General features: G+C 43.7%; 18 protein-coding genes and 2 pseudogenes. 11 read left to right on the forward strand and 9 right to left on the reverse strand.

What is annotated here, in order from left to right; translation table 11 throughout:
* The first annotated feature begins 13 nt into the window (after positions 1 to 13).
* From C942_RS03260 to ald, 8 genes are all read left to right on the forward strand, one after another.
* A complete protein-coding gene (locus C942_RS03260; RefSeq protein WP_269744759.1) occupies positions 14 to 775 on the forward strand; it encodes a metalloregulator ArsR/SmtB family transcription factor in 762 nt (253 codons plus the stop codon).
* Between the two features lie 51 nt (positions 776 to 826).
* The gene (locus C942_RS03265; RefSeq protein WP_007462380.1) at positions 827 to 1,330 is read left to right on the forward strand and encodes a phosphatase domain-containing putative toxin; all 504 of its coding nucleotides are present in this window, start codon (positions 827 to 829) and stop codon (positions 1,328 to 1,330) included.
* 229 nt (positions 1,331 to 1,559) lie between these two features.
* Positions 1,560 to 2,561, forward strand: a complete 1,002-nt coding sequence (locus C942_RS03270) for an ArsJ-associated glyceraldehyde-3-phosphate dehydrogenase (RefSeq protein WP_007462383.1) — start codon at positions 1,560 to 1,562, stop codon at positions 2,559 to 2,561.
* Between the two features lie 102 nt (positions 2,562 to 2,663).
* Positions 2,664 to 3,896 carry an organoarsenical effux MFS transporter ArsJ gene (gene arsJ / locus C942_RS03275; RefSeq protein WP_007462385.1) on the forward strand — a complete coding sequence of 411 codons (1,233 nt, stop codon included), beginning with the start codon at positions 2,664 to 2,666 and terminating at the stop codon, positions 3,894 to 3,896.
* 263 nt (positions 3,897 to 4,159) lie between these two features.
* Entirely contained in the window at positions 4,160 to 7,111 is a 2,952-nt protein-coding gene (locus C942_RS24270) for an EAL domain-containing protein (protein ID WP_007462387.1), read from the forward strand.
* A 155-nt stretch (positions 7,112 to 7,266) separates the two neighbouring features.
* Positions 7,267 to 7,923, forward strand: coding sequence for an HAD family hydrolase (locus C942_RS03285; protein WP_007462389.1), 657 nt, complete (start codon positions 7,267 to 7,269; stop codon positions 7,921 to 7,923).
* A gap of 58 nt (positions 7,924 to 7,981) precedes the next feature.
* Positions 7,982 to 8,248 carry a hypothetical protein gene (locus tag C942_RS03290; RefSeq protein ID WP_007462391.1) on the forward strand — a complete coding sequence of 89 codons (267 nt, stop codon included), beginning with the start codon at positions 7,982 to 7,984 and terminating at the stop codon, positions 8,246 to 8,248.
* Positions 8,249 to 8,743: 495 nt separating this feature from the next.
* A complete protein-coding gene (gene ald / locus C942_RS03295; RefSeq protein ID WP_007462392.1) occupies positions 8,744 to 9,859 on the forward strand; it encodes an alanine dehydrogenase in 1,116 nt (371 codons plus the stop codon).
* 844 nt (positions 9,860 to 10,703) lie between these two features.
* Here ald and C942_RS03300 read toward each other — a convergent pair.
* Positions 10,704 to 11,351: a murein L,D-transpeptidase catalytic domain family protein gene (locus tag C942_RS03300; protein ID WP_007462395.1), complete on the reverse strand. Its 648-nt coding sequence runs from the start codon at positions 11,349 to 11,351 to the stop codon at positions 10,704 to 10,706.
* A gap of 763 nt (positions 11,352 to 12,114) precedes the next feature.
* A pseudogene (locus C942_RS03305) lies at positions 12,115 to 14,751 on the reverse strand (chitinase C-terminal domain-containing protein); the annotation flags it as partial.
* Between the two features lie 507 nt (positions 14,752 to 15,258).
* Here C942_RS03305 and C942_RS03310 point away from each other — a divergent pair.
* Complete coding sequence (locus C942_RS03310) at positions 15,259 to 16,419, forward strand: EAL and HDOD domain-containing protein (protein ID WP_007462401.1); 1,161 nt, start codon at positions 15,259 to 15,261, stop codon at positions 16,417 to 16,419.
* Positions 16,420 to 16,457: 38 nt separating this feature from the next.
* On the opposite strand, the gene C942_RS03315 is transcribed toward C942_RS03310, so the two are convergent.
* Entirely contained in the window at positions 16,458 to 17,078 is a 621-nt protein-coding gene (locus C942_RS03315) for a YccT family protein (protein ID WP_007462402.1), read from the reverse strand.
* A 244-nt stretch (positions 17,079 to 17,322) separates the two neighbouring features.
* Between C942_RS03315 and C942_RS03320 the strand changes: the two genes are divergently transcribed.
* Positions 17,323 to 18,084 carry a sulfite exporter TauE/SafE family protein gene (locus C942_RS03320; protein WP_036798548.1) on the forward strand — a complete coding sequence of 254 codons (762 nt, stop codon included), beginning with the start codon at positions 17,323 to 17,325 and terminating at the stop codon, positions 18,082 to 18,084.
* Between the two features lie 86 nt (positions 18,085 to 18,170).
* On the opposite strand, the gene C942_RS03325 is transcribed toward C942_RS03320, so the two are convergent.
* Together C942_RS03325 and C942_RS03330 are read right to left on the reverse strand one after the other, a co-directional pair.
* A complete protein-coding gene (locus C942_RS03325; protein WP_007462406.1) occupies positions 18,171 to 19,361 on the reverse strand; it encodes a class I SAM-dependent methyltransferase in 1,191 nt (396 codons plus the stop codon).
* A 145-nt stretch (positions 19,362 to 19,506) separates the two neighbouring features.
* Positions 19,507 to 20,907 (reverse strand): methyl-accepting chemotaxis protein, encoded by a 1,401-nt coding sequence (locus C942_RS03330; protein WP_007462408.1) that lies wholly within the window; start codon positions 20,905 to 20,907, stop codon positions 19,507 to 19,509.
* A 102-nt stretch (positions 20,908 to 21,009) separates the two neighbouring features.
* Here C942_RS03330 and yccX point away from each other — a divergent pair, with 102 nt between their 5' ends.
* Positions 21,010 to 21,282, forward strand: coding sequence for an acylphosphatase (gene yccX / locus C942_RS03335; protein ID WP_007462410.1), 273 nt, complete (start codon positions 21,010 to 21,012; stop codon positions 21,280 to 21,282).
* A gap of 33 nt (positions 21,283 to 21,315) precedes the next feature.
* On the opposite strand, the gene tusE is transcribed toward yccX, so the two are convergent.
* The 4 genes and pseudogenes from tusE to C942_RS03355 form a co-directional block, all read right to left on the reverse strand.
* Positions 21,316 to 21,645 (reverse strand): sulfurtransferase TusE, encoded by a 330-nt coding sequence (gene tusE / locus C942_RS03340; protein WP_007462412.1) that lies wholly within the window; start codon positions 21,643 to 21,645, stop codon positions 21,316 to 21,318.
* 141 nt (positions 21,646 to 21,786) lie between these two features.
* Positions 21,787 to 22,452 (reverse strand): Bax inhibitor-1/YccA family protein, encoded by a 666-nt coding sequence (locus tag C942_RS03345; RefSeq protein WP_007462414.1) that lies wholly within the window; start codon positions 22,450 to 22,452, stop codon positions 21,787 to 21,789.
* 345 nt (positions 22,453 to 22,797) lie between these two features.
* Positions 22,798 to 23,748, reverse strand: a pseudogene (locus tag C942_RS03350) (amino acid ABC transporter substrate-binding protein); the annotation flags it as partial.
* A 524-nt stretch (positions 23,749 to 24,272) separates the two neighbouring features.
* On the reverse strand, positions 24,273 to 25,298 hold the full coding sequence (locus C942_RS03355) for an SPOR domain-containing protein (RefSeq protein ID WP_232428126.1): 1,026 nt from the start codon (positions 25,296 to 25,298) through the stop codon (positions 24,273 to 24,275).
* Between the last annotated feature and the right edge of the window lie 332 nt (positions 25,299 to 25,630).

The following is a 25,630-nucleotide window of genomic DNA, read 5'->3' on the forward strand; positions in this document are numbered from 1 at the left end:
CGTAAAAAAACGAATCCTTTTTCTTTGCACGGGAAACTCTGCCCGCTCGCAGTTAGCTGAAGCTATGATGCGACATATGGCTGGGGACAGCTTCGACGTTCAAAGTGCGGGCATGAAGCCGGAAGAGGTTGATCCTCGCGTTTATCAGGTGTTGGAAGAGCATGGGATAAATTCAGATAACTTGCACAGCCAGTCGGCGCTTGATCTCGAAGATCAGCATTTTGATGTGGTGATCACGTTGTGTGATAAAGCCAGCAATGAATGTGCGTTGTTTTCAGATTCCGATGCTCTTATTCACTGGGATTTTAAAGACCCTAAGCCTCACAAAGGTGCTCAGGGTTTCAGAGATACTTTTGATGGACTTAAATCACGAATAGCCCTGTTCCTTATGTTAAACGGTGAAGAACCGTCTGATGTTCTGGGCCCGGTAGAGCTGTTCAAGATTATGAGCGATCCGCTCAGGTTGAGGATTCTAATGCTGATTGAGGATGAAAAAGCCCTCACGGTCGGTGATTTAACTAAAGTACTGGAAGTTAGTCAGCCCAAGGTTTCACGCCATCTGGCTTTGCTGCGTGATGGTGGAGTTTTGCAGGATCAGCGTGAAGGTTTGTGGGTCTTTTACCGTTTATCCGATGCCTTGCCTGTCTGGGTTCGTCATACCTTGGCTACGGTCAGAAATGGTAACCCGGGAATGATTAATGAAGAAAAGCTGAAAATCAGCCAGTTGACTGACAGGAAGAAACCAGGTTTTAGCCAACATCAAGTGTTGGTGTAATAGCCTTGATCTCCAAACGTAATTTTTAATCTGATACACAGGAAAATGACTATGACGCAACCGCATCCATTCTGGACCCTACCACTTGATGGTGGCGCTAAATTGCTGCTGACGCCATGTCCGGGAACAAAAGACGCTGATTTACATGCATCACTGCAGCAACTAAAAGATGCCGGAGCTGCTGCTGTGCTCACTGCCCTTGAGCCAGGTGATTTGCCTGATGACGGTTTGCAGAAATTGGCAGATAAGTGTGATGAATTAGGTCTTAAGTGGTTCCACCTGCCAATTGAAGATGATTGTGCTCCGGGTGAGGTGTTTGATACTAACTGGCCTGAAGCAAATAAAGCTGCTCAGGCGATGTTGGACAATGGTGACGCATTAGTTGTGCATTGTATGGGGGGCTCGGGTCGTACTGGTTTGATTGCTGCACGTTTGATGTTGGACCGTGGCGCTCCGCTGGATTCTGCGATTGAACAAATCAGAGAATTACGACCAGGCGCATTCAGTCGCGAAGTGCATGTGAATTATATTCGCCAGTTTGATAACGCTATTTAGATTCAATGGCTTAATCAAAATTTATTTTGTCGATTCATTGAAACCCTCACGCTTTGGTGTGAGGTTTTTTTTGTACCTGAAAACTGAGAAATGAATAGTTGAACAAAAAATACCAGAAAGATGTGGCAACAGTTTTTTGAACTCGCGAGTATATGTGAAAAATCATATATACGGTTTTGCGTATATATTGGCTATAGTGTTTGTAGTAAGGTCGAAGAAGGAAGTAACGATGGCTGTTAAAGTTGGAATCAATGGTTTTGGTCGTATTGGTCGTCTTGCATTACGAGCTGCGTATGACTGGCCAGAAATTGAATTTGTTCAGATAAATGATGTTGCCGGTGATGCCCGAACTCTTGCTCATTTGTTGGAATTTGATTCAGTGCAGGGACGCTGGCATCACGAAGTTAAATCGACTGAAAAGACGATTAGCATTGGTGAACGTGAAATTCTATGTACTCAGGAACGAGATATTGATGCTGTTGACTGGTCAGGTTGTGACATTGTTCTTGAAGCGACTGGCGTTCACCGTAAAACAGCACTGTTGCAAAAGTATCTTGATCAGGGGGTAAAGCGTGTTGTCGTTTCGGCTCCTGTCAAAGAAGAAGGTGTGTTGAACGTTGTTGTTGGTGTGAACGACAATCTCTTTGATGCCGAGAAACACCGCATTGTGACAGCGGCTTCTTGTACCACTAACTGTATTGCTCCAGTCGTCAAAGTGATTCACGAAAAGCTGGGTATTGAGCAGTCTTCATTTACTACTATTCATGATCTCACCAACACTCAGACGATTCTGGATGCGCCACACAAAGATCTGCGCCGTGCCCGTGCCTGTGGTATGAGCCTGATTCCTACCACAACAGGTTCTGCAACAGCTATTGTTGAAATCTTCCCTGAACTCAAAGGTAAGATTAACGGCCACGCTGTTAGAGTGCCTCTGGCGAATGCTTCGCTGACCGACATTATTTTTGATGTTAGCCGCGATACGACTGCTGAAGAAGTTAACGCTTTGCTAAAAGAAGCTGCTGAAGGTGAGTTGGCTGGTGTCCTGGGGTATGAAGAGCGACCGTTGGTATCTATTGATTACAAAGGCGACCAGCGTTCAACTGTGGTAGATGCGATGTCGACTATGGTGGTGAATGACCGTATGGTCAAAGTTTATGCTTGGTATGATAACGAGATGGGTTATGCGACCCGTACGGCAGAACTTATCCGAAAAGTTGGGTTGGCATAATCCAAACCACTTAGATCTGCGTTTCGTCTGGCTTACTGACGTTGTTGTTTGTCAGGCGAAACTAACTGGTTCAAGAAATACGACGATTAAAGAGAGTTTTACATGATTGCCGCTTTTTCTGCACTGTCGAAAGATGTGCGCCAATATATGCTGGTGACGTTTAACTACTGGAACTTCACAGTAACAGATGGTGCACTGCGCATGCTGGTGGTATTGCATTTCCACCAGTTGGGTTATTCTCCGCTGCAGATCGCATCACTGTTTTTGTTCTATGAATTTTTCGGTGTCGTTACTAATCTGGTTGGTGGCTGGCTGGGCGCAAAACTTGGTTTGAACAGAACCATGAATCTCGGCCTGGGAATGCAGATAATTGCGCTATTGATGTTGGCGGTGCCTTCTGCATATCTGACAGTACCCTGGGTTATGCTGGCACAGGCATTATCCGGTATTGCAAAAGACCTGAATAAGATGAGTGCCAAGAGTGCCATTAAAACCCTCGTTCCCGGAGACCAGCAAGGTGCACTTTATAAATGGATTGCCATTTTGACCGGCTCTAAAAATGCTTTGAAAGGGGCTGGGTTCTTTGTTGGTGGCTTTCTGCTGGCAACAATTGGTTTTAAAGGAGCGGTGATTGCTATGGCAACAGTGCTGACTGTTGTTCTGGTAATGAGTTTAGTCTGGCTTGAAAAGGGCATGGGAAAAGCGAAAAAGAAAGTGAAGTTTACCCATCTTTTCTCTAAGAGTGGCAGTATCAATATACTGTCCGCTGCCCGAATGTTTTTGTTCGGGGCGCGTGATGTCTGGTTTGTTGTTGCCTTACCAATTTATTTGGGCCAAGTCTTTGGTTGGGAGCATACCTGGGTCGGTGGCTTCTTAGCTCTTTGGGTCATCGCATATGGTTTTGTTCAGGGGATTGCACCAAGAATAACCGGTAAGACGAGAGGCATGGTTCCTGATGGCAGATCAGCTTTGGCATGGGCTGGTTTGCTTTCGGCAATTACGGCACTTGTCGCTTTGGGTGTGCAAAGTGAAATACAGCCAGAAATCACTATTGTTGCTGGTTTAATGATTTTTGGTGCCGTTTTTGCAGTGAATTCGTCACTGCACTCTTATCTGATCGTTAGTTATGCAAAAGATGACGGCGTATCACTGGATGTTGGTTTTTATTACATGGCGAATGCTATGGGCCGCCTGATTGGTACAATTCTTTCGGGATGGATTTATCAAATTGCAGGATTGACCGTTTGTCTCTGGGTTTCCTTTGCCTTTCTTCTGATCACCACAATTATTTCTATTCGTCTTCCTGTCCACCCTAAAGCTCAGGCTGTAAGCTGAGTGATTCATTGATAAGCAGTAATAGCACCCTGTTATTACTGCTTTACTTCATATCGGCCTGTAAATTATTCTATATACGCATAAATTATCACCGCGGGTGACTTTTTAGTGATTTCTGTCAATCTTTTCAGAACACGCTTTAGTCAATAAGGCTTGTTAACTTTTCTTGACAATCTTCATGCTGTAAAGTCCACACCGCTTTGCATATAAAAACAGGAAGAATGCTCTCGGACGGGATGTTTTTGAGAGCTGTCAAATGAGTGATGAAAAAAACAATAGAACAAGCATTACAGAACCTCCATGGAAACCAGTTGTTTGATGAAATCACTCACATCCTGTCTGAGCATCTTTCGCCGTCGCAATGCTTTGTAGCTTATTTCGATGAGTCCAGGCAATATGCACATACGCTGTCTTTTCGAGAAAATGGCGAGAAAAAAGAGAATTTTACTTACCCGCTTTCTGGCACTCCTTGTGAACATGTAAAAGAAAAAAGTCAGTTTTGCTTTTATCCTCAAGATGTTAAAACACTATTTCCCCATGTGATGACATTTCTGAATATATCAATTGAAGGGTATGTCGGTCTGCCTGTATTCGGACATAGCGAAGAGCCGGTGGGTATTGTGGTATGTCTGTTTGATCAAGTTTACGATCACTTTGAAGACACACAAAAATGCTATGAAAAGCTCTGTCATTTACTCGGTGCTGAACTTAAGTTCTCAGCGCTTCAGTCTAAGCAAGAGAAACTATTATGGGAGCTTGAAGAGGGACAGCGGGTTGCCAAAGTGGGCAGTTGGTATTGGGATTTAACGACTGACATTATTACATGGAGTCAGGAGGTCTATCGAATTTATGGTATTGATGACTCTTCAATTACTCCATCCATCGACTTTCTATCTAAGCTGATCCATCCAGAAGACAGAGACTGGGTTCTGTCATCACTCTATGGCTCCATTGAATCAGACGATGTAACATATAATCTTGTTCATCGGGCATTATTGTCGGATGGTTCAACCAAGTATTTGCGAAAGCGTGCTGATGTCACCCGAGATAGAAATGGTAACCCGTTACAAATGCGGGGAACCGTTCATGATGTCACTGATGTTTACCAGATATCAGCCAAGTTAACGCGAGCATCTAACAAGCTGAACACCACCTTTAATTCAGTTGAAGAAGGGATCTGGGAATACGATTTGGTGACCGGGGAGTTTTTTACCTCACCAAAGTTCTGGAGCATCCTTGATCGAGAAAAGCCTTGCAGGGGGAATGACTTTTCAGACTGGATAGACTGTATTCATCCTGAAGATCGCATTGAAGGGATGAACTTCTTCCATAACTTTATTGAGCAAAACCAGAATCGGGTATTTCAGTTTGAATTCCGTCTGAATCTCAAAAAACAGGAAGATGAAACAGAGCACCACGAACGGTGGTTTAAGCTCAAAGGCAATATTATTGCTAAAAATGCAGACGGAAAACCCGCTCGTGTGGCTGGCATTCAGCGCGACATAACGAACAGCGTGGAGGCTAAACGTCAGCTTAACCGCGCACAAGTGGTTTTTGATAACACCTCTGAATGTATTCTTATTACCGACAAACATAATCGCATTATTTCGGTCAATCGGGCATTTGAGCAAACCACTGGTTATCGTGAAAAAGAGCTGCTAGGCCTGACGCCGAAAGTTCTTTCCTCCGGTATCCATGATCAAGAATATTATAAGTCGCTATGGTACAGCCTTGAGACCAAAGGGCATTGGAAAGGTGAAGTCTGGAACAAGCGAAAAAATGGCGAAATGTACCCGGAAGAGATGTCGATCAATGTCATCCGTGACAGCAATGATGAAATCGTCAACTATGTCGCTGTATTCAGGGATATTAGTCACTGGAAGCAGGCTGAAGAGCAACTGACCTTCTTTGCCTTCTATGATCCGTTAACCGGATTAGTTAACCGTCGAAGTTTTGTTCATCGGGTCGAACAGCATATTAATATGGTGCAGAAGGAAAATTCAGTTTTCTCTTTGTTGTTTATTGATATGGATGATTTTAAATCGGTTAATGACCTTTATGGTCACGACTTTGGGGATAGGCTGCTGACCCAAATAGCTGAACGATTAAAATCCATTTTTGAGGAAAAAGATAATATTTGTCGCTATGGTGGCGATGAATTCTGTATTCTCTTGCCGAACCTGACTGCGGCTGATGCACGAGAAAAAGCGCAGGAAATTGTCTCCGTTATTTCACAGCCGTTGGAAATCGATGGAGTTGTCATTAATACCACGGTAAGTATCGGCATCTCAGCTTTTCCCGAAAGTGGCCTAACGCATCATGCTCTGCTGAAGAATGCTGACTACGCTATGTACTATATGAAAGGGCAGGGACGTAACGGTGTATGCGAGTATGACGGTAAACTTCAGTCTGAATACATCCAAAAGCTGAAGTTGCGTGATAGGTTGAAAAACGCAATCGCTGAGGGCTCACTGACTGTTAATTATCAACCGATAGTGCATGCACAGACCGGTCAGGTTAATAAGTTTGAAGCCTTGGTTCGCTGGAAAGATGAGGTTTATGGTGATATTCCGCCGAGTCGTTTTATTCCGATTGCCGAGAAGTATGGCTTGATTAAGCCGGTTGGCTCATTTGTTCTGCATCAGGCTTGTCGCGATCTTAAAGCGCTTCATGATGCCGGTTATACCAATGTTAGTTTTTCGATCAACCGCTCGGTAAAAGAGTTCATTAATCACAATGATGACCCGGCAATCTGGGAGATCACTCAGCAATATGGCTTGCCTGATAAATCTATTATCATCGAAATCACAGAGTCGACGGCATCGAAGGAAAGTAGTGATATTCAAAGCTTGTTGGGCTTTTTTAAAAAGCGCCAGATGCAGGTTGCGCTTGATGATTTTGGTACTGGTTATTCTTCATTAAGCGCGGTGGTCGATTTACGGCCGGATATCATCAAGATCGATCGTGGGTTTATAAAAGAAATCTGCCGCAGCCAGGACAGCCTGACACTGGTGTCTCTGATTATCGATCTCAGTCATAAGCTGGGGATCAAGGTGATAGCTGAAGGGGTAGAAACCGAAGCTCAACTTCATATCTTACAAAAATTACAATGTAAGTATGTTCAGGGCTTTTACTTCAGTAAGGCACTGCCTTTCGACCAGTGTCTTACTTATTTATCTCAGTCTTATCGGCATTCGGAAGTACCGGTTTTCTAGGCCTGTTCACTTTATATAGAGGGAGCCGATATTACAGGTTCCCTCTCATTTTCATACATCCCCGCCGTCTGTTAGAAAATTGCTTCGACGTTATATACTTCTGCTTGTTATCATTATCGGATCTATCAGTTGGTAACGGTGGGATAAAGGGCTATATGCAGGCAATTTGTTTTGATTTTGACGGAACTTTGGTCGATTCCGAGGTGTTCCACGCACAGAATTGGTCAGATTATTTGGCTGGTCATGAAGTTGATATGTCATCAGAGGTATTTTTGCGTGATTACGCTGGTGTGACTTGGATTAAAGTTGCACAGGATCTGAAAAGCCGCTTTTTTCTCAAGCCTGACATTGAAGAGATTCTAGAGCAAATGGTTGCCATTACCCATGATGCTCTGATGAAAGGTACAATCCCTGCAAAAGCTGGTGTTGATGAAATGCTACGTGAGTTCCATGGCAACTTGCCATTGGCAGTTGTGACCGGTGCTCCGCGTGATTATGTTGAAGGTATTTTGCAGCGTCATGGCTGGCTCGAATTGTTTGATCACGTTTTTTGTGGTGAAGATGTTGAGAATAATAAGCCTGAGCCGGATATCTATGAACTGGCTTGTAAGACGCTGGGCTATTGTTCTTCACGAGTAATTGCTATTGAAGACAGCCTGACGGGCTTACAGTCAGCATCGTCAGCTGGTTTGAAGGTCGTTTTAGTTAATGATATTCAGAATGACTGGCGTATCACTCCTGACTATCATTTTTCAACAATACAGGATGCCCGTCCGGTGGTGGCTGGTTTACTGAACCCTGAGCAGAACTAAGTACATTACTTTCCATCCAATATAACATTGGGTTGAGGCAAGACTTAAAGGCAGAATTATGCAAAACGAAGAGATTATGACCGGTGAAATGCTGGTGGAAACAGTAGAAAACCAGCTGGCAGAAGGCAATCCGCTGAAAGTGAAAGAGACGCTGATGCGCTTGATGATGACAGGTACGCCACGAGAAGAAGCGATTCAGATGATTGCTTGTGCACTGTCGGTTGAAGTTTTCGATGTCGTGAAAAATGAAGGTACATTTAATCTTAAGCGCTATAGTGAAAACTTGGATTCTCTCCCGGATATGCCGTGGGAGTATGAGGACTAACCTCCTGGTTTATTAATCAATAAAGCCGCGAAAGCGGCTTTTTTTGTGCCGTATATTTCTATTGTTGTAAGCATCAAGTCAGTGGATGTTTGATTAATGTATCGATTGTTATCATTGATGGAAAAGAAAGTTACTCTGCCAGATAGACTTTTCTGCTGCTAAATGTAAAAAAGATCTTATTTATCCTGCATTGAGCATTTAAAACTCTCCTTAACTCATTGTTTTTAACCAGTATGTCACAGCGGTTAATGCTGATATGTCATCGCAAAATGCTATTTAAGTCTAGTTTTGCCGCTAATGGTGGATAACCAGACTGGTTATATTGCTTATTGCGAATTTTTCGTATGTGAGCTGAGTCAAAAACGGTTAATTGTGCTGTGGCAGTAGAAAACACCAGATTCATTTGTTGTTATTTGGTTAAAATTCAGTGGCACATTTCAGGCTTTTTTATTTATTGTTTACATATCTTTTAACGAAGGCAGCAAGGATACGAAGATGATTATTGGTGTACCGAAGGAAATCAAAGTTCATGAATACCGTGTAGGTATGGTGCCGGCTTCTGTCAGTGAAGCTGTAGCGCATGGCCATCGCGTTTATGTTGAAACCCAAGCAGGGGCCGGTATCGGTTTCAGTGATCAGGACTACATTGATGCAGGTGCTCAAATTCTGCCAACAGCGGAAGATGTATTCGCTGAATCTGAAATGATCGTAAAGGTTAAGGAGCCGCAGGCTATTGAGCGTGCAATGCTTCGGGAAGGCCAGATCTTGTTTACTTATCTTCACCTTGCTCCGGACCCGGAACAAACGATTGATTTGATCAACAGTAAAGCTGTTTGTATTGCTTACGAAACAGTAACTGATGATTTTGGTCGCTTGCCTCTATTGGCACCTATGTCTGAAGTTGCTGGTCGCATGTCTGTTCAGGCTGGTGCTTTTGCCCTTGAAAAATCCAAAGGCGGTCGAGGAATGCTATTGGCTGGCGTCCCAGGGGTTGAGCCAGCTAAAGTGGTCGTCATCGGTGGTGGTGTAGTGGGTGCCAACGCTGCACAAATGGCCGTAGGATTGCGTGCCAATGTCGTTGTGCTGGATCGCAACATTGACGTTCTCCGCAAGCTAGATGCGCAATTTGCTGGTGATGTTCAATGTGTCTTCTCCACTAAAGATGCGATTGAAAAGCACGTCCTGGAAGCGGATCTGGTTATTGGTGGTGTGCTGGTGGCTGGTGCGGCTGCACCTAAGCTGGTAACTGCTGAAATGATTAAGAATATGAAGCCGGGTTCAGCAATTGTTGATGTGGCAATTGACCAGGGCGGCTGTGTTGAGACATCACATGCAACTACGCATAGTGAGCCGACTTATATTGTTGATGATGTTGTTCACTACTGTGTTGCTAACATGCCTGGCGCAGTGGCTCGAACCTCAACGTTTGCACTGAATAATGTCACACTCCCTTACATCCTGAAGCTGGCAGATAAAGGCTATAAAGCTGCCCTGCAAGAAGATAAGCATTTGCTTAATGGCCTGAACGTTTATCGCGGTAAGATTACCTGCGAAGAAGTTTCTACTGCTCTGGATTTACCATACGTATCAGCGGAAGAGGCGCTGGTTTAATTACCTTCCTCATCTAAAATCCCTGCTCATGCAGGGATTTTTTGTTTTATTGTGTTGCATACCCACCAATGATGTTCGGACATTTGTCGTTGCTGTTTTTCGTCCTGTAGTCAGTGCTGTAACTAGTTGTATAGCCAGATCCAAGTTTATCGATATTGATCATCTGATTTATTATGTACTTTCGGACGTGGTAGGACATGTCTTATTTAAGCAAGTGGGCAATGCAAGCCCCCGTTTGCTACAACACGCTTGAAATGACAGCATCTATTGTTTAGCTGAATATAAAAATTCAACCACTAGATGGTATGTGAAAATAATATTTGTGTTTTTTTTGTGGTACTTATTTGTTTATGTGAAAACAAAAAGATTAAAGCACATTATATGCTGATGATATTTTAAAGGTTAATTTAATTTTTAGTTTTAATTATTTGTGGTGTTTTTCTTTTGCTCTGAGGATGAATGTATGCGAGTTATTTTATGTCGGTTATTACTGTTATTGATTTAGGTGTTGCTGACACTAAAAATTAGAAATATTACCAGTTGATTTTTAAGCCGTATTTTTAAATGTAGGGATTTAATGCTTTTAAATTGGTCGTTCCTTAAGCTTTTATTAAGCTGGAATTAGCTACTTTAGTATCAACTTCACTGCTGTTGGTTTTCTGGTTTATGTGCGGATATATGATGAGCCGGAAAGAAATGATTTCATTGAAAGCAACGCAGGCATAGTTTGAACCAAATTGTGGTTTGTTTATGTCTGGTTAGAGAGGGGAGACCTGAGATGGAAAGTTTAAGCAAAACAGCCAGAGGACATTTAATTGATATAAATGCCCTCCAATTGTTGAAATCATGCATAAGCGAAGATGACGCTTCCACCTTTGATTGTATCGATGATATCGCGTGCAAGGCTGCGTGGCAGAGCAGGACATCCCCAGCTTCGGCCCAGATAGCCATTACGCTTGATGAATGCTTCTGACGCATAGTCTGCACCGTGAACAACAATGTAGCGGCGACGAGCATTGTCATTCTTGCCGTGAGTCAGTCCGTCAAGCTTCAGAGAATAGCCATTTCCACCGTAGTAAGTTGTATCGGTAAGAAATGTCCCTAAAGAGGTTTGTCGCGAGTTGACCGTGTTCGAGAAACGAGTCGCGACTCGGCCGCCGCTGTTTACACCATGTGATACATAAGTGTTGTAAATTAATTTATTGCGCTTCAAATCAATGACAAAAAATCGCTTTTCAGTTGAAGGCTTACTGTAGTCAATAATCGTCAGTAGCTGTTTTTTCCTTGATTGGGTTTTAAAGTAAGCGTTGTAACCTTTTTTAAATACCTGATAGTCAATGACTCCTTTCAAGTTTGCTTCTTTATATACGTAATCAATAAGAACATCATGATCTTCAATTTTAGTATATGAATTTTCATGACTATCACTTGCCTGAGCCTTTAAAGGTAACGTGCAAAGTGCGCAGATGAATAAAAAGATCGCCTTCTTCATTGTTGTCGTAGAACACTCTATTGTTGGGTTTATTAGTATGAGGTCGTGACTTTACCACAAACGTTGTGAATTTATAGTGTCAAAAAACAGCAGGGGATATTAGTGAGAGCAAAATAAAATAAAGTTTAATTAAGGAAGAGGTTGCTAATTTATTTCAATTACAGTGCGTTAATTCGTAAATTTACTTTTTTCTGACATTGACTATTAAGGATGAGACAAGTGGATCATATATAAGATAGTCTGTTTTTATATATGTATAATTTATTGATATCAAATATAAAAGATACAGAAAATAGTAGTAAATGATGAAAAAATAAACTTTTTGCTGTTTGGATAAAAAATGAGCACGGTATCGCATTTTTTTACTCTCAAACACTTGTTTAAGTCAAAAAAGTAAAACCTGTTTCTTATTGCGGTGGATTGTTGTGGTAGAAGTTATTGAACTTAGGTACTTAATAACTTAATTATCATGCAGTTAATAAATGTAAAATGCTTCAGTAAGAGATTATGATTAGGATTTGTTGGTGTTATAAAATTGTGATAAAGCGGCAGGGGTTAGAATTAGACCATATAGATAACCAGGTATTTTGATTTAGCTCAGCTCTCTTTGGTCATGTTGAAGTTATTTGGACGTAAAAGCTCAGTGTAAGAAGTAGAGTTTATTTGGAAACAGGCTTCGCAATGGCCAGCCCCGCCATATTGAGTCAGGGCTGGCATTGAGTTGCCCGAATGCAATTATCCGGCACAGCTTTGCTTATTGCTGTAGATTACCCAATGGTAGATCAGGTTGTTCAAATTTCAGCGCATAGTCTCTGCCATTGACGTTCACTGTGTAGTTAGCAGGCCCAGAGATTGGCAAGTAGTAAACCATATCCAATTCATAAGTGCCGCCTGCTGGTAGTGACTTCCAGTTAGGCAGTGTAAATGCCACCCGATGCATCACACCGTCAAGTCCACCAATGTTATTGGCTTTGGTATGTCCTGAAGCAATCACTTTCAATCCAGCACCAGACTGGTCTTTAGCATTGTCCGGGGTTGAAACCGGAATGTCGAACTGGAATTCCGTACCGCCAGGCAGTGTCTGACCTGTGTTATTGGTGAAGGTGAGTTTTGGATTGATTGGATAGTTCTGATCACCGACTTTGAAGCCACTGACCGCGACTTTGATATCAAGTGCTTCGGTTGGAAGTGCTGTAGTCGCAATCTTATTACCGTATGGTGTTGCTGACTTAAATTTGTCGTAGATAGCCTTAGTCATGGTATTACCCATATGGTATTCACCATTACCGGATTGACAGGCTTTCTCGGTTAAATCGACAGTGGTACGGTTGCCATTGGCATCCATAACATAACAGTTATAGTCCCCCGCCAGCTCCCAGAACATGATGCCGCCGATCTCTTTGTCGATGACATAGCTAGCTTTGGTATTGATTGACTCTTTGTCTTCAGTTGACAGGAAGACTTTCTTCTCGGCATTCCACAACCATGGTGCAACAGCCACGCTGTCATAATGGCGAGCATAAGTACCGGTCAGTGGAGCTTTGGCTGGATCCAAGCCATAAGCTGCAGTATAGCTACCGTAAATACCCTGAGCGAGGTTCATGGCATGCCACATTGGGTTAGAGCCTGCCCCCATTTCATCTCCGGCAGCGTTCTTATCGTGCCACAGGTTGTCGATACCCATTGCACCAAAGCCGCAATTATTCTTCTGACCTTCACCTGTTCCTGGAGGACACTGAGACTGGTTAGGCAGCGGAGCTTTACCCCACAGCCCGTTTTCACCACCGCTGACGCCCTGCCAGCCGCGTGTATAGTACGGAACACCGATGTTGATACGGCCTGCTGGCATTGAGCCGCGGAAGTAGTGGTAAGCCCAGTCAGTGTTCAGGTAACCGATACCGCCATATTGAGGGGTTCCGTAAACATTCCACATTGCCAGTTCAGAGTCTTTACCTGTGTCATATAGCGCCGCATTATGGCCGACGTGTTCGTTCCATGCACCATGCAGGTCGTAAGACATAATATTGACGTAGTCGAGGTACTTAGTGACATCCATGGTTTCCATGCCACGAAGCAGATAACCGGAGGATGGAGCCGCGATTGTCAGCATGTAGTGAATGCCATCCTGAGCACTGGCATGGTCAAGCTTTTCACGCAGTACGCGCATCAGTTCATGATAAGACTTCATTAGGTGAGGGCGGCGAGGTTCGGCAAAAGCTTTGTCGTCCGGGTTGCCGGCACCAGACATACTGGTTGGATATTCGTAGTCGATATCTAGACCATCGAACTTGTACTTACGCATCATTTCTACGGCAGAATCGACGAATTTCTGAATGCCTGCATGGTTAATGCTGCCATCGGCGTTGGTTGTCATGGTGTAGAAGCCACCGTCAGCGACGCGATTACCATCAGCGCCAAAGTGGCCACCTGTTTCAGCCCAGCCACCGATTGAGATTAGCGTCTTAACACCATGTTTTGCTTTGGCGGTTGCGAGGGCACCGAAGTGTCCTTTAAAGCCTAGTGCCGGGTCGATTTCGACACCGTTCCATTCCATGCCGACTGCCGGGTTCTTAGGATCATTGATATTACCAATATTTACTTTGCCGTCAGCGCCGATGCTGACAAAGGCGTAGTTTATGTGGGTAAGCTGCTCCCATGGAATATCACTGACCAGATAAGAACTTTGCGGGTCATCTCCTGCACGCCAGCTGGTGAAGTAACCAATGACACGGCGAGGGTGGTCCGCCCCCATGATTTCGCGACCGTCTTCATCGTAAATTGAACAATATGGTACGTTTACACCTTCAGTCTGATACAGGCCGTCAGGCCGACAGTTTTTAACAACGGTTCCGCCGTTAACTGTAAGTAGGACTGCTGTTGAATTTGTGGTTGCACCCTTATCATCTGTTGCACGCGCTACCACTTTCAATGTACCGCCCTGAGAGGCAGTATAGGTTAGAGTGTAAGGCGCTGAAGCTGCAGTGCCGACCAGAGCACCGTTCACAAGGAAGTCAACTTTAGCGACTTTGCCATCTTTATCAGCCGCAGCTGAAGTGAAAGTGACAGTGCCACCGATATCAACAGTTGAAACAGAGAGATTAAGATCAACCGTTGGTGGCAGGTTAGAACCGCCTGTGCCGCAGTCATCAATAAAAATCCATTCCTGATGAGGACCTGAATGCGTGGCTGGGTTGTTTCCTTTGCTCCACCAGTTTGCTTTGTAGACTTTATTGCCTTCCTGGACCTGGGAGCCACTTGTATACGCTTTACTGCTGTCCCATGCATCTATTGTGCTGCAATCCATCGCTGCGTGTGCATTGAAAGCAAGCAGACAGGAAACGGTGAGAGTACTGAGCCTGAATGCATTTTTCATCATCTTTCCGTGTTTCGATTGAGTCATTGGTTCATCCTTAACTAACTGTTTCATCAATTGGTTAGAAATCATAAACGGCATTGTTGCACTTAAAATCCGCCGTAAAACAACTATAGAAAAAGAGGAAAAAATAGCAGCTTTATTTGTTGATTTTCACATGTCTCGTCGCAACTGTCTGTTGATTTTGTGAAATTACAAAGTGCTTAATTTGCATCGATAATAAAATTATAACGACAGTAGTCGGTTATTTTTATCAGGGGAGGTTATTTATATTAATGAGTAACTTAACAGCATGTGCCTTTACTAGGCGTTATTAAGTGATTTTTAAAACAGCGTGCGTTTAACCTTATTGTTTGACTTGTTAATAGGGCGCTTGTATAACTGCATGGCATAATATTCAGCTGTGATATAGCTGTGGTTTGATGTTTTCAAAACATATACAGGTGTCTGAGTCTGTCTCAAATGGAACTATCTGCTGTCCGACAACCGATTTATAACGCCAAAAAGAACAAAGTAGCTTTTCAACTGAGTTTTATGAATCCGGATCAATTGTCTAACAAATGTATCCCGCTTTCTGTTTTTCGTGGGAAGTTTGATTCTAAACTGTTGAATGATGTGCTGGTTAAGGCGGGTCTTGAACATTTGTCAGATAATAAAACCGTTATTATTCCTTTTGAGCGACGAACTCTTAAAAGTGTTCTGGGATATTTTTACTCATCCAGGACTGCAGGTATTGAGCTCTCATCAGAAGAAGTTTTTGATGATGAACTGCTGGATTTATTACGGATCGGCAAGCGAAATCAGTTCTTTATTATTCTTGATGAGCGCGCTCTTCATGAAGGGAAAGAAGAATTTTTAAAGTGTGCCAGCCACATTAAACTTGATGTACGTAATAAGTCATCAGAATATATTCGTAAGAAAGTTGAAAAAGCGCAGGCATATAAAACGAAGATCATTTTTGATCAGATCCGATCTGATGATGAGTTCAGAAAGTTAAGTGCATTCAATAATGATTTCTTTATCGGTGACTTATTTGCCAAGCAAGACCTGTCAGAAGTCAGGACAAATAAGTTGAATGAAGGATCACTACTTAATGTTTTTCAGCATGTGATGCGTGAAGATTATTGCTATAAAAAGCTTACTGACATTCTTACTCTTGATTCCAAACTGGCTCATAAGCTTATCGCTTTTTTGAACTCAGCCATGTATGGCAGAGAGTCGGGTATTTACTCCATAAAGCAGGCTATCTGTTTTATTGGAGAGAATAATATGCGTAAGTTTATCTCTCTGTTGACAGCACAGGAACTGACGGACTCCAGGCCGGGAGATATTTATTTTAAGGCCGCAGGAAGGGCTCGTTTCTGTGAGTTACTTGCGAAAAAAATGGGGAAAAAACGTTCGGTCATCGACAGAGCATTTTTGAGCGGTTTGTTCTCCAGTTTACCGGATATTCTTGGTCTTGATATGGAAGAAGCACTGGAATTACTGCAGGTTCATCAAGATATAAGAAAAGCGCTGACTGGAAAGCAATGTGAGCTTAAGCAAGTGGTTGATATTGTTCTTGCATATGAGGACGCGGATTGGGAACGTCTTAATCAGCTAAGTGCTCGTTGTAAGTTGTCGGTTGATTCTGTTCCTAAGCTTTACCAACAAATGTTGGAAGAAATGCAAACCGACACTTATTTGATGAATTAATACAAAAAGCTCAGCCAATGCTGAGCTTTTTGTTTGGGTTACTGAACTTGGTTGATGCGGGCTTTAAAGCGGGCTTGTGTTGCCGGATCGGCTTGTTCATACCAGTAGTTCAACATAGTTTCTGCAACATTTTCCCCTTGTTGCTTACCATCCAGATTCACTTTTGCCGGTAGTGTGGTAATAGCTGCTGATTTCATTGCTGCAGCATTATCTGTCAGGTTATAGGCCACCATTTCTGCTTCATAATCGCGGCCGAACTGAATACCTGACTTCATTAGTTTGTCTTGTTCAAAATTGATAGTCTGGCCGTTATTATCAGTCAGTTTAATAGATGGGTTGTTATTGAATTTAAATGTTTCCATCTCATTTCGCAATTTAGGCATTTCAAGGCGGTAATTGGCATCTTCACCATTGAATTTGACAATAATTACGTCAGATTTGAACAGTTGGTATTCACCATTTTCGCGATAACCGTCCTGATATCGGAAAGCAATCTGGTTTTCGCCATTTTTCAGGACAAGCGGCTCGTTGCCATCTTTTTTGATACCGTTGACCAGAACAAGCTCGGCACTGTAAGGAAGTTCCAGGTTTATATCTGCAAGTGAAGGGAAGCTCAGACCGCATGCGGTAAGGGCGAGAATGGCTGTTCTAAGTTTCATGTCGAATCCTTGATGTTCCTGTTATCATGGCAGTTTCGCGCTGAATGCCTGAATATAGCCTGAATGCTATAGCGTATTGGGCACAGAATAATTGATATACCTGAGTCACCTCAAGTTACTTGTTCAAAAAGAGTTTATTGGTTCTTAGCTACTCCGAAATTTGAAAATACAATTATTCTGCGTTAAAAATCATCAACACAGTGTAAGAGCTACCTATTGTCGCTACAGGGATTTTGTAATGAATATGGACATTAGCTTGTTTCAGGTCGGATTATTGATGGTTACCGGCTTTTTAGCCGGTATTATCAATACTCTCGCTGGTGGCGGTTCGAATTTAACTTTACCTGCACTTATGGTGATGGGAATGCCAGCTGAAGTCGCCAATGCGACTAATAGAGTCGGGGTGTTGCTTCAGAATCTGGTTGGAGTTAGAGGATTTAAGAAACACGGTAAGCTTGAGACTGATGATACGGTGCCGATACTGATACCGAGTATTATCGGGGGCTTGCTGGGGGCAGCCGCCGCGGCTTATGCGCCTTCGATATGGATAAAACCACTACTGCTTGGCACTATGCTGGCAATGGCGTTAGTAATGCTAATCCGGCCGTCTGTGGTTGCCCCTGAGCCTGGCATGCCATGCCGCAAAGTTAAGAATACACCTGCTTCATGGTGGGGGCTTGGCTTAGCAGGCTTTTACGGTGGTTTTGTTCAGGCTGGTGTCGGTTTTGTGTTGTTGGTGGCGTTAGCGGGTACATTAAGGTATGACTTGGTAAGAGCCAATGCGTTGAAGATGCTTTGTACGCTGGTTTTTACCCTGGCATCGGTGATTCTGTTTGCAGCAGAAGGATTAATACTTTGGTTGCCTGGGCTGATTTTGGCGTTAGGTACGATGTTCGGGGCTCATATTGCGGTGAAAATGGCGATTAAAGCTAAACCGGAAACATTGAAGTGGTTTTTGTTCATCATGACTTTGTGTGGATGTATCGCAGCTATGCTAAGTGATTAGCACAGTAGTCATAGCCGTAACTAATGTAGATATAAAAAGAGCCTGACGACTGTCAGGCTCCTTTGTGTTCTTTGGTATTGCAGCTGTTATTTAACGTAGCAGGCGAAACCTTTCAGGTAGAAACCTTCCGGATAAGCACTATCCAGCGGGTGGTCTGCCGCTTGGCTAAAGCGTTCGATAAACTGAACTTCGCGGTGAGCATCCAGTGCTGCGTCAGCAATGATCTTCTGGAACAGGTTGTTGTCCATCAGGCCTGAGCATGAGTAAGTCAGCAGCGTGCCGCCCGGATTAAGGATTTGCATTGCTAGCATGTTGATATCTTTATAACCACGGCAGGCACCAACCAGCTGAGATTTCGACTCTGCAAATTTTGGTGGATCCATGATCACAACATCAAACTTTTCGCCACGCTCACGGTAGTCGCGAAGTAGTTTGAATACGTCTGCATTAAGGAATTGCGCATTCTCAACCGGCAGGTCGTTCATTTCTGCGTTCATGCGAGCGGTGTCCAGAGCAGGCTGTGAAACGTCAACATTCACAACTTCACTTGCTCCGCCTTTAAGCGCGTACAAACCAAAGCCACCAGTGTAACAGAAGCAGTTCAGTACACGCTTGCCATTGACATATTTCACGGCGCCCTGACGGCTGTCACGCTGGTCAAGGTAGAAACCGGTTTTGTGGCCACCAACGATGTCAACGTTAATTTTCACGCCGTTCTCTTCGATAGTTACGAATTTAGGTGGCTCTTCACCATGCAGAACACCAGTGCGCTGCTTAAGGCCTTCTTTCTTACGAACAGACACATCAGAACGTTCGTAGATGCTGCATTCCGGGTAACAGGTCTTCAGGGCTTCAACCAGTGCGTCTTTTTGTGCTTCGGCACCGGCACTCAGAAGTTGGCACACCAGGAAGTTCTGGTAGCGGTCGATAGTGATGCCCGGTAGGCCATCAGATTCAGCAGCGATCAGGCGGTAACCTGTCAGGCCGTCACGTTCAGCCAGGATGTCACGCAGGCCCTGAGCTGTTTTCAGGCGGTTAACGAAGAAATCTACATCAACGGCTTCTTTCTTGTTGAAAGTCCATACGCGAACACGGATCTGCGATTGCGGAGAATATGCACCGCGTGCTAACCATTCGCCTTTGTGATCAAAAATATCTACGGTTTCACCAAGAGATGGTTTACCTTCAATACGTTGAATACCACGTGAAAATACCCAAGGATGGCGGCGGCGAAGTGATTTTTCACGGCCTTTAACCAGATAAATTGAAGCTGTCATGACATGCCCAGTATGGAGTTCAGAATGGTCGCGTATTATGTTGTCCGCAAAGCAGAAAAGCAAATATATCTTGCTCGCAGAACAAGAATACAAAAAAGGGTGTACGCGTTGGTACACCCTTTAGGTTTAGCTGTTGCTCATTAATTTAAGCTCTCAGGCCATTCATTAGTGACTCAAGGACTTCAGACTGTTGGTTCAGGCGCTCAATCTCATTGGTAGATTGACTGATAGCGTCATTAATTTTGCTGGACTGGCTGCGCACTTCTTCTACGCTTGATGCAATATTGTCTGCCACTGCTCCTTGTTGTTCGGCTGCGGCTGCAATTTCGGTGCTTCGATCAGAAATCAGCTGGTTGCGTTCGGTCATCTGGCTAATTTCGCTGTCTACCGAATCCATCTGCTGTTCGCTATTCTGGGCATTGTTAACAGTATCTTTCATTACGCTCATCAGCGTCTGGCTGTTTTGTTGTAATGCTTCGATCATCTGCTGGATTTCGACAGTTGCTGTCTGAGTTCTGCCAGCAAGGGTACGCACTTCATCGGCAACAACGGCGAATCCGCGGCCTTGTTCACCGGCACGGGCTGCTTCAATTGCGGCGTTTAGTGCCAGCAGGTTTGTTTGTTCGGAAATGCCGTTGATGGTAGTCACGACATCGTCAATTTTAGCTGCATTACTGTCGAGTTCGGCAACGGCATCGGCAGCCTGGCTGATTTCATTACTCAGTTGAGCGATAGCCCCACGAGTTTGCTCAACCTGGGCACGCCCTTGTTCAGATACACGCTGAGCCTCTTGTGTTTGTAGGGAAGTTTCCTGAGCATGCTCAGCTACTTCACGGATAGACGTTGCCATTTCTTCAGTTGCGCTCGCCAGTGAATCCAGGTGTTGCTGCTGACCTGAAGACAGGCTTTCGCTTTCATGGCTGCGCTGGCGTAGGTTACTGCTAAGCTGCTGCATCAGGGCGATGGCTTCCTGGGTCGCCAGAACCAGTTTCTGTTCACGTTCACTGACTTTATCGATAGTGATTGCCAGTGTGCTGAATTCGTCCCTGACCTTGAAGAAATTCAAGCGATTAGTTAAATCACCGTCAGCAAGTGCCTGCAGGGCTTTATTGGTGGTAAACATCGCACCGCCGATGAAGGACATGATGTAGTACACAGTCGCCAGAGCCACAATCAGTACAATGGAGGCAAGAATGATTTGTAGTGGTGAAAGGTAGCTTAGCAAGCCTGGTAGCTCGGTTGCAGCGATTGAATAGTTCATTCCAAACACTGGGGCGGATAATTCGCCACTGCCAATTTGGAATCCGGTTTTTGCCAGCATGAATGCGGCATCAGATTGGTTTACTTTGTATTCTGAAAGTAAAGTTGATGTTGCATTTAATTGACTGGTCGTAATTTCAATACGTTGTTCATTCGCGGCATCAACTAAAATTGCACTGATACTCAGCATAGCAATGATAGGGAGCATGAACAGAAGATAGAATTTTTCCTGTATTGTTATATGAATTAAATACTTATCGATCCATCGAAAGGCAACTTCTTTCATTTTATTATCCTATGCTGTAGCAAATGAGTCATGTATCAGGCGTTTTTAGGAAACTGATACAAGGGGATTATCGAATAATTTGCGGATTTCTTGAGGTGATGGATGTCACAAATTTGTGTAAAAGCTTTGATAAAAGGAATGGTGCAGGGCGTCGGTTTTCGATTTCACACCGCACATCAAGGATTAAAGTTTGGTTTGACGGGTTATGCTAAAAATTTGCCGGACGGTAGTGTTGAAGTACTTGCCTGCGGTCATGAAGAAAAAGTAAATCAGCTGCTCCGTTGGCTTGAGGACGGACCAAGAACATCGAGGGTTGATAGCGTCGAATCAGAAGAAGTTGAATGGCGCCATGTAGATGGGTTTGAAATTATGTAGAACCCGGAACTCAGTTCCGGGCTCTGACTTGCATTAGATGCATTTTACCGGTTTTGGTAGTCCGGCTAGTTTTGTTGCTTGTTTAGCCGGGCCTTTAGGGAACAGCTTGTACAGGTAACGTGAGTTACCTTTTTCTTCGCCGTACTTCTTAGCCATCGCTTTAACCAGCATGCGAATAGCAGGGGAGGTATTAAACTCTTTGTAGAAATCACGTACAAAGTGGACAACTTCCCAATGCGCTTCGCTCAACTCGATACCTTCTTCTTCAGCGAGAAGGGGAACCAGCTCTACAGACCAATCATCAACATTCTTCAGATAGCCGTGAGCATCGGTTTCAATTTGTTTACCTTCAAATTCAAGCATGGTGCGCCTCGATATTTGTAACCGAGCAAGAATAGAGACTAAGTATTGAAGCTGCAAGTAAAAGTGTAGGTTGAGCGATTTCAGATACAAAAAAAGCGCCGGATAGGCGCTTTTTTCGTAATTAAGAGTAACAACTTCTTATTAGTCGTCGCCGCCCATCACACCAAGAATCTGAAGCAGACTCAGGAATAGGTTGTAGATAGACACATACAGAGTAATTGTTGCTGAGATGTAGTTTGTTTCACCACCGCGAATAATGCTCTGAGTTGTCAGCAAGATAGCAGCAGAAGAGAACAGTACGAACATACCGCTGATAGCCAGTGACAGCATTGGTAGTTGTAGGAAGATATTAGCAATTACTGCAACAATGATTGCGAAGAAACCTGCAAACAGCATACCGCCTAGGAAAGACAGATCACGCTTGGTAGTTAGAGCATAAGCTGAACATGCAAGGAACGTCAGTGCAGTACCGCCAAGAGCCGGCATGATGGCATAACCAAGGCCAGCACCAATATACAGGTTCAGAATAGGGCCAAGGGTATAACCTAAGAAGCCGGTGAAGGCAAAGGCGAATACCAGGCCAAGGCTGCTGTTACGGTTTTTCTCAGTCAGGAACATCAGGCCGTAGAAACCAACGATCGTGATAAGTAGACCAGGATGCGGAAGGTTCATTGCCATAGCAAACCCTGCGACAACAGCTGACCATACCAGTGTTAGTGACAGCAGGAAGTAGGTATTGCGTAAAACTTTATTGGTTGAAAGTACGCTTTCGTAACCAGTGTTACGACTCACAATACGATCGTTCATAAATTCTCCCCTCAGGGTTAGTTATGGTAATTGCAGTTAAGACATATATTGGGGTATTCACATATAAATGCAAGTCACCAATACGCTCTTGGTTGATTAATGTACGTTCATATGCCCAGGTTAAGTATTTGACAAAGATGATACTTAACAAATCCTTAGCTTAGATCTAAAAGTTGTAAATGAATGTTTCAATTCGAGTATGGCTCACAAAAAAATAATCTACTCGTACTTTTTTCAGCTGGTTGCGCTTTTATATGGTGAATAAATTACCAATAACAAAACGAGGAGCGCTGGTTGGCAAACTCCTCGTGTTCATTTTTGCATTCAAACGGTGACAATATGTAATTATCGGAATGGCGGAGCGTACATGATTCCGCCATCGCGCCAAAGAGCATTGACGCCACGCTTTACTTCAAGAGGGGAGCTCATACCAACTGTGCGTTCAAAGCTTTCACTGTAATTCCCGACTTGTTTGATAACCTGATAACTCCAGTCATCTTTAAGCCCCAGCCCTTTCCCTTTCGGACCATCTAAGCCAATTAGGCGACGGATGTTGGGATCATTGGAGTTTTTCATATCGTTCACGCTTACTGATGAAATACCCAGCTCTTCCGCGTTGAGCATCGCATACAGAGTCCACTTCACAATGTTGAACCATTGAGAGTCGCCTTGGCGGACGACAGGGCCTAGTGGTTCCTTAGAGATTATTTCCGGCAGGACGATGACTTTTTTCGGATCTGGCAAATTCAGGCGCAGGGCATAAAGTGCCGATTGATCTGTTGTCATGACGTCACAGCGTCCAGCTTCAAAGCCTTTAACTGTTTTAGCTTCAGTGTCAAAAATAATCGGTGTGTATTTCATTTCGCGGAAATGGAAATAGTCGGCGAGATTCAGTTCAGTAGTCGTTCCAGCCTGAACACAAATACTTGCTCCATCAAGCTCAGTAGCACTGTAAACCCCAAGGCTTTTCTTAACCATAAATCCCTGACCGTCGTAATAGTTCACACCCGCGAAATTTACACCGAGGGCAGAATCTCGGTGAAGAGACCAGGTTGTATTACGGGCTAACAGATCAACTTCGCCGGACTGTAGTGCGGTGAAACGTTCTTTAGTCGTAAGCGGAATATATTTAACCTTGCTTTTATCGCCTAAAGTTGCCGCAGCAACAGCCTGACAAAATTCAACATCGAGTCCTTCCCATTCACCTTTGTCATTTGGGTTAGAAAAACCTGGCAGACCGTTACTTACACCACATTTTACATAACCTTGCTTTAGTACTTTGTCTAATGTGCCACCGGATGTTGATGATTTGGTTTCAACTTTTGGAGCTTCTGCCAGCTTTTTTTCCAGGGTGGCAATTTTATCTTCAAGGGCTTTTATATTATCAGCACAGGTGCTTGAGCTTTTACTTGCTTCTGCAGAGGCCTGCTCTGATTGCTCCAGCTGTTGCTCCAATTGTTGAATTTTGCTTTCAAGGGATTTTATTACGGCTTTGTCTTCAGCACCGCCGTTGTCACAGCCGGAGAGTAAAAATGCCATGGTCGAAATAGCGAAAATAAACCTGATCGTTTGATTCATAGTTACGTCCTGTCATTTTTGTATTTATGGAGAGAAACCGGTATAGGCTTAACTCTCATGTAGGGCATTGATTGCAACAACTGTCTGTAATTCTGATTAATATTCAGTATAGAAATAGTTCGGGATTCTTCTAGTAATCGGCGAGATGAGGGGGATGTGCTTTAAGTGAAAACTTGGGTAAATAAAAGCCGGACTCGAATGAGGCCGGCTATGATTACTGGAGTAACTCAGAGGTTGATGTCTTAACTTGCTTCGACAACACAGGTTGCATAGAGCAGGGCAAGCGGACGATAGTCATCGGGGCGGCCACTGCGAATGTTCAAGGTCCTTATTTCACCTGAATACGTGTTCAGGGTATTGCTCCAGTAGTTGGCTTTAATCGGCCAGCGATGTCGCAGCAGGTAGTGCTGGCCATGGGTGTGGAGATACTGTAGCTCAGCAATGGTCGGTAACCTCAGGCCGAAACGTTTGCACCAACTTTCGGCTGTCGTGAAGTTGACTTTTGACCAGTAGATGTTTTGTTCCCGAACAAACATCGGCGGCATTTCTTCAGTCGAGTTGATAGTCATCGGGAGATGATACTTCAAGTTATTGAAAGTAAATGAGTAGATAGCAGAGTTAAGAATCACTCTGTTTTCTACAAGAATGCTGTGCTTACCAGTGTCAGATTTTTGGTTTGCCGACTCAGTCGGTTTTGTTGCGGGTTTAGCTTTAGCTTGGGCTTTTTGAGTAACAGGTTTGGCTGGTTGTTGGGGAGCGGTACTTGGTACTACTTCTGGTATGCGTGGTTTTAAGATAGTAGTAGCTAGTGGAGTAATTAGCCCAGCCTGTCCTGTTACTGTGATTTTATGAGCCGTTTGGCGAATGAAGGTTTTATCTATATTGAAACGCTCAAGTTGCCGTTGCGCTTTTTCTGCTAATTGGTGATCTTCAAATGGGCCGATAACGCAACGGTATTTGTCATTATCCGGAACCAGATAGCTGTTATGAGAAAACAAACGATTGATTGCTTTGGTCAGGTTTTGGTTTGGTAGTGATTGACTGTAGTTGCACTGAAGCCAAAAACTGCTTTCACTATCTCGAGGTTCGCGTCCCCATAGCCCTTTACCGATATCACATTGGGAATTGAGGATCTGCCAGCCTGAGTCGCTGCGTTCAATCAGACAATGGGTAGGAGATGGTTCTGCTGCAATGGTGTTGTATGAAAACAGCATCGCGACAGTTGATGACAACCAAAAAAAGTGCTGTTTGATTTTTCGACAGATCATGGCGCTTCTAACTCGGTGAAAATGCATATGCAGGAATACCAGAACATAAAAGGTGTCACAAATACGTGAAATATCAAACACAAGTATATAAATCTATAACTATTTGTACCGAAATTGAGGGCGAGCGCAAGAAATATTGCGGCTTAGTATCAATCTGGAGGCATATGCCTAGGTGGCTAGTGTGATTAGCTTTTGACTTCTATCTATATGCTTGTAAAGCTTAAATAATCATCTTTTTGAGTTACGTTTGCGTTGTTGCTATTTGTTATCCAAAAAAAGCTTTACAGTAAAAAATGAAAAACGTATTATCCACCGCACTTACGGAGAGATGG

The sequence above is a fragment of the Photobacterium marinum genome (assembly GCF_000331515.1).
Taxonomy (GTDB): domain Bacteria; phylum Pseudomonadota; class Gammaproteobacteria; order Enterobacterales; family Vibrionaceae; genus Photobacterium; species Photobacterium marinum.

What these genes read in the sequence shown, in the direction of transcription:
- C942_RS24270 (WP_007462387.1), top strand. Translation starts at nt 4,160, where the DNA reads ATGAAAAAAACAATAGAACAAGCATTACAGAACCTCCATGGAAACCAG.
- C942_RS03310 (WP_007462401.1), top strand. Translation starts at nt 15,259, where the DNA reads ATGAATCCGGATCAATTGTCTAACAAATGTATCCCGCTTTCTGTTTTT.
- tusE (WP_007462412.1), bottom strand. Translation starts at nt 21,645, where the DNA reads ATGCTTGAATTTGAAGGTAAACAAATTGAAACCGATGCTCACGGCTAT.
- C942_RS03355 (WP_232428126.1), bottom strand. Translation starts at nt 25,298, where the DNA reads ATGATCTGTCGAAAAATCAAACAGCACTTTTTTTGGTTGTCATCAACT.
- C942_RS03300 (WP_007462395.1), bottom strand. Translation starts at nt 11,351, where the DNA reads ATGAAGAAGGCGATCTTTTTATTCATCTGCGCACTTTGCACGTTACCT.
- yccX (WP_007462410.1), top strand. Translation starts at nt 21,010, where the DNA reads ATGTCACAAATTTGTGTAAAAGCTTTGATAAAAGGAATGGTGCAGGGC.
- C942_RS03315 (WP_007462402.1), bottom strand. Translation starts at nt 17,078, where the DNA reads ATGAAACTTAGAACAGCCATTCTCGCCCTTACCGCATGCGGTCTGAGC.
- C942_RS03345 (WP_007462414.1), bottom strand. Translation starts at nt 22,452, where the DNA reads ATGAACGATCGTATTGTGAGTCGTAACACTGGTTACGAAAGCGTACTT.
- ald (WP_007462392.1), top strand. Translation starts at nt 8,744, where the DNA reads ATGATTATTGGTGTACCGAAGGAAATCAAAGTTCATGAATACCGTGTA.
- C942_RS03325 (WP_007462406.1), bottom strand. Translation starts at nt 19,361, where the DNA reads ATGACAGCTTCAATTTATCTGGTTAAAGGCCGTGAAAAATCACTTCGC.
- C942_RS03285 (WP_007462389.1), top strand. Translation starts at nt 7,267, where the DNA reads ATGCAGGCAATTTGTTTTGATTTTGACGGAACTTTGGTCGATTCCGAG.
- C942_RS03330 (WP_007462408.1), bottom strand. Translation starts at nt 20,907, where the DNA reads ATGAAAGAAGTTGCCTTTCGATGGATCGATAAGTATTTAATTCATATA.
- arsJ (WP_007462385.1), top strand. Translation starts at nt 2,664, where the DNA reads ATGATTGCCGCTTTTTCTGCACTGTCGAAAGATGTGCGCCAATATATG.
- C942_RS03320 (WP_036798548.1), top strand. Translation starts at nt 17,323, where the DNA reads ATGGACATTAGCTTGTTTCAGGTCGGATTATTGATGGTTACCGGCTTT.
- C942_RS03290 (WP_007462391.1), top strand. Translation starts at nt 7,982, where the DNA reads ATGCAAAACGAAGAGATTATGACCGGTGAAATGCTGGTGGAAACAGTA.
- C942_RS03265 (WP_007462380.1), top strand. Translation starts at nt 827, where the DNA reads ATGACGCAACCGCATCCATTCTGGACCCTACCACTTGATGGTGGCGCT.
- C942_RS03270 (WP_007462383.1), top strand. Translation starts at nt 1,560, where the DNA reads ATGGCTGTTAAAGTTGGAATCAATGGTTTTGGTCGTATTGGTCGTCTT.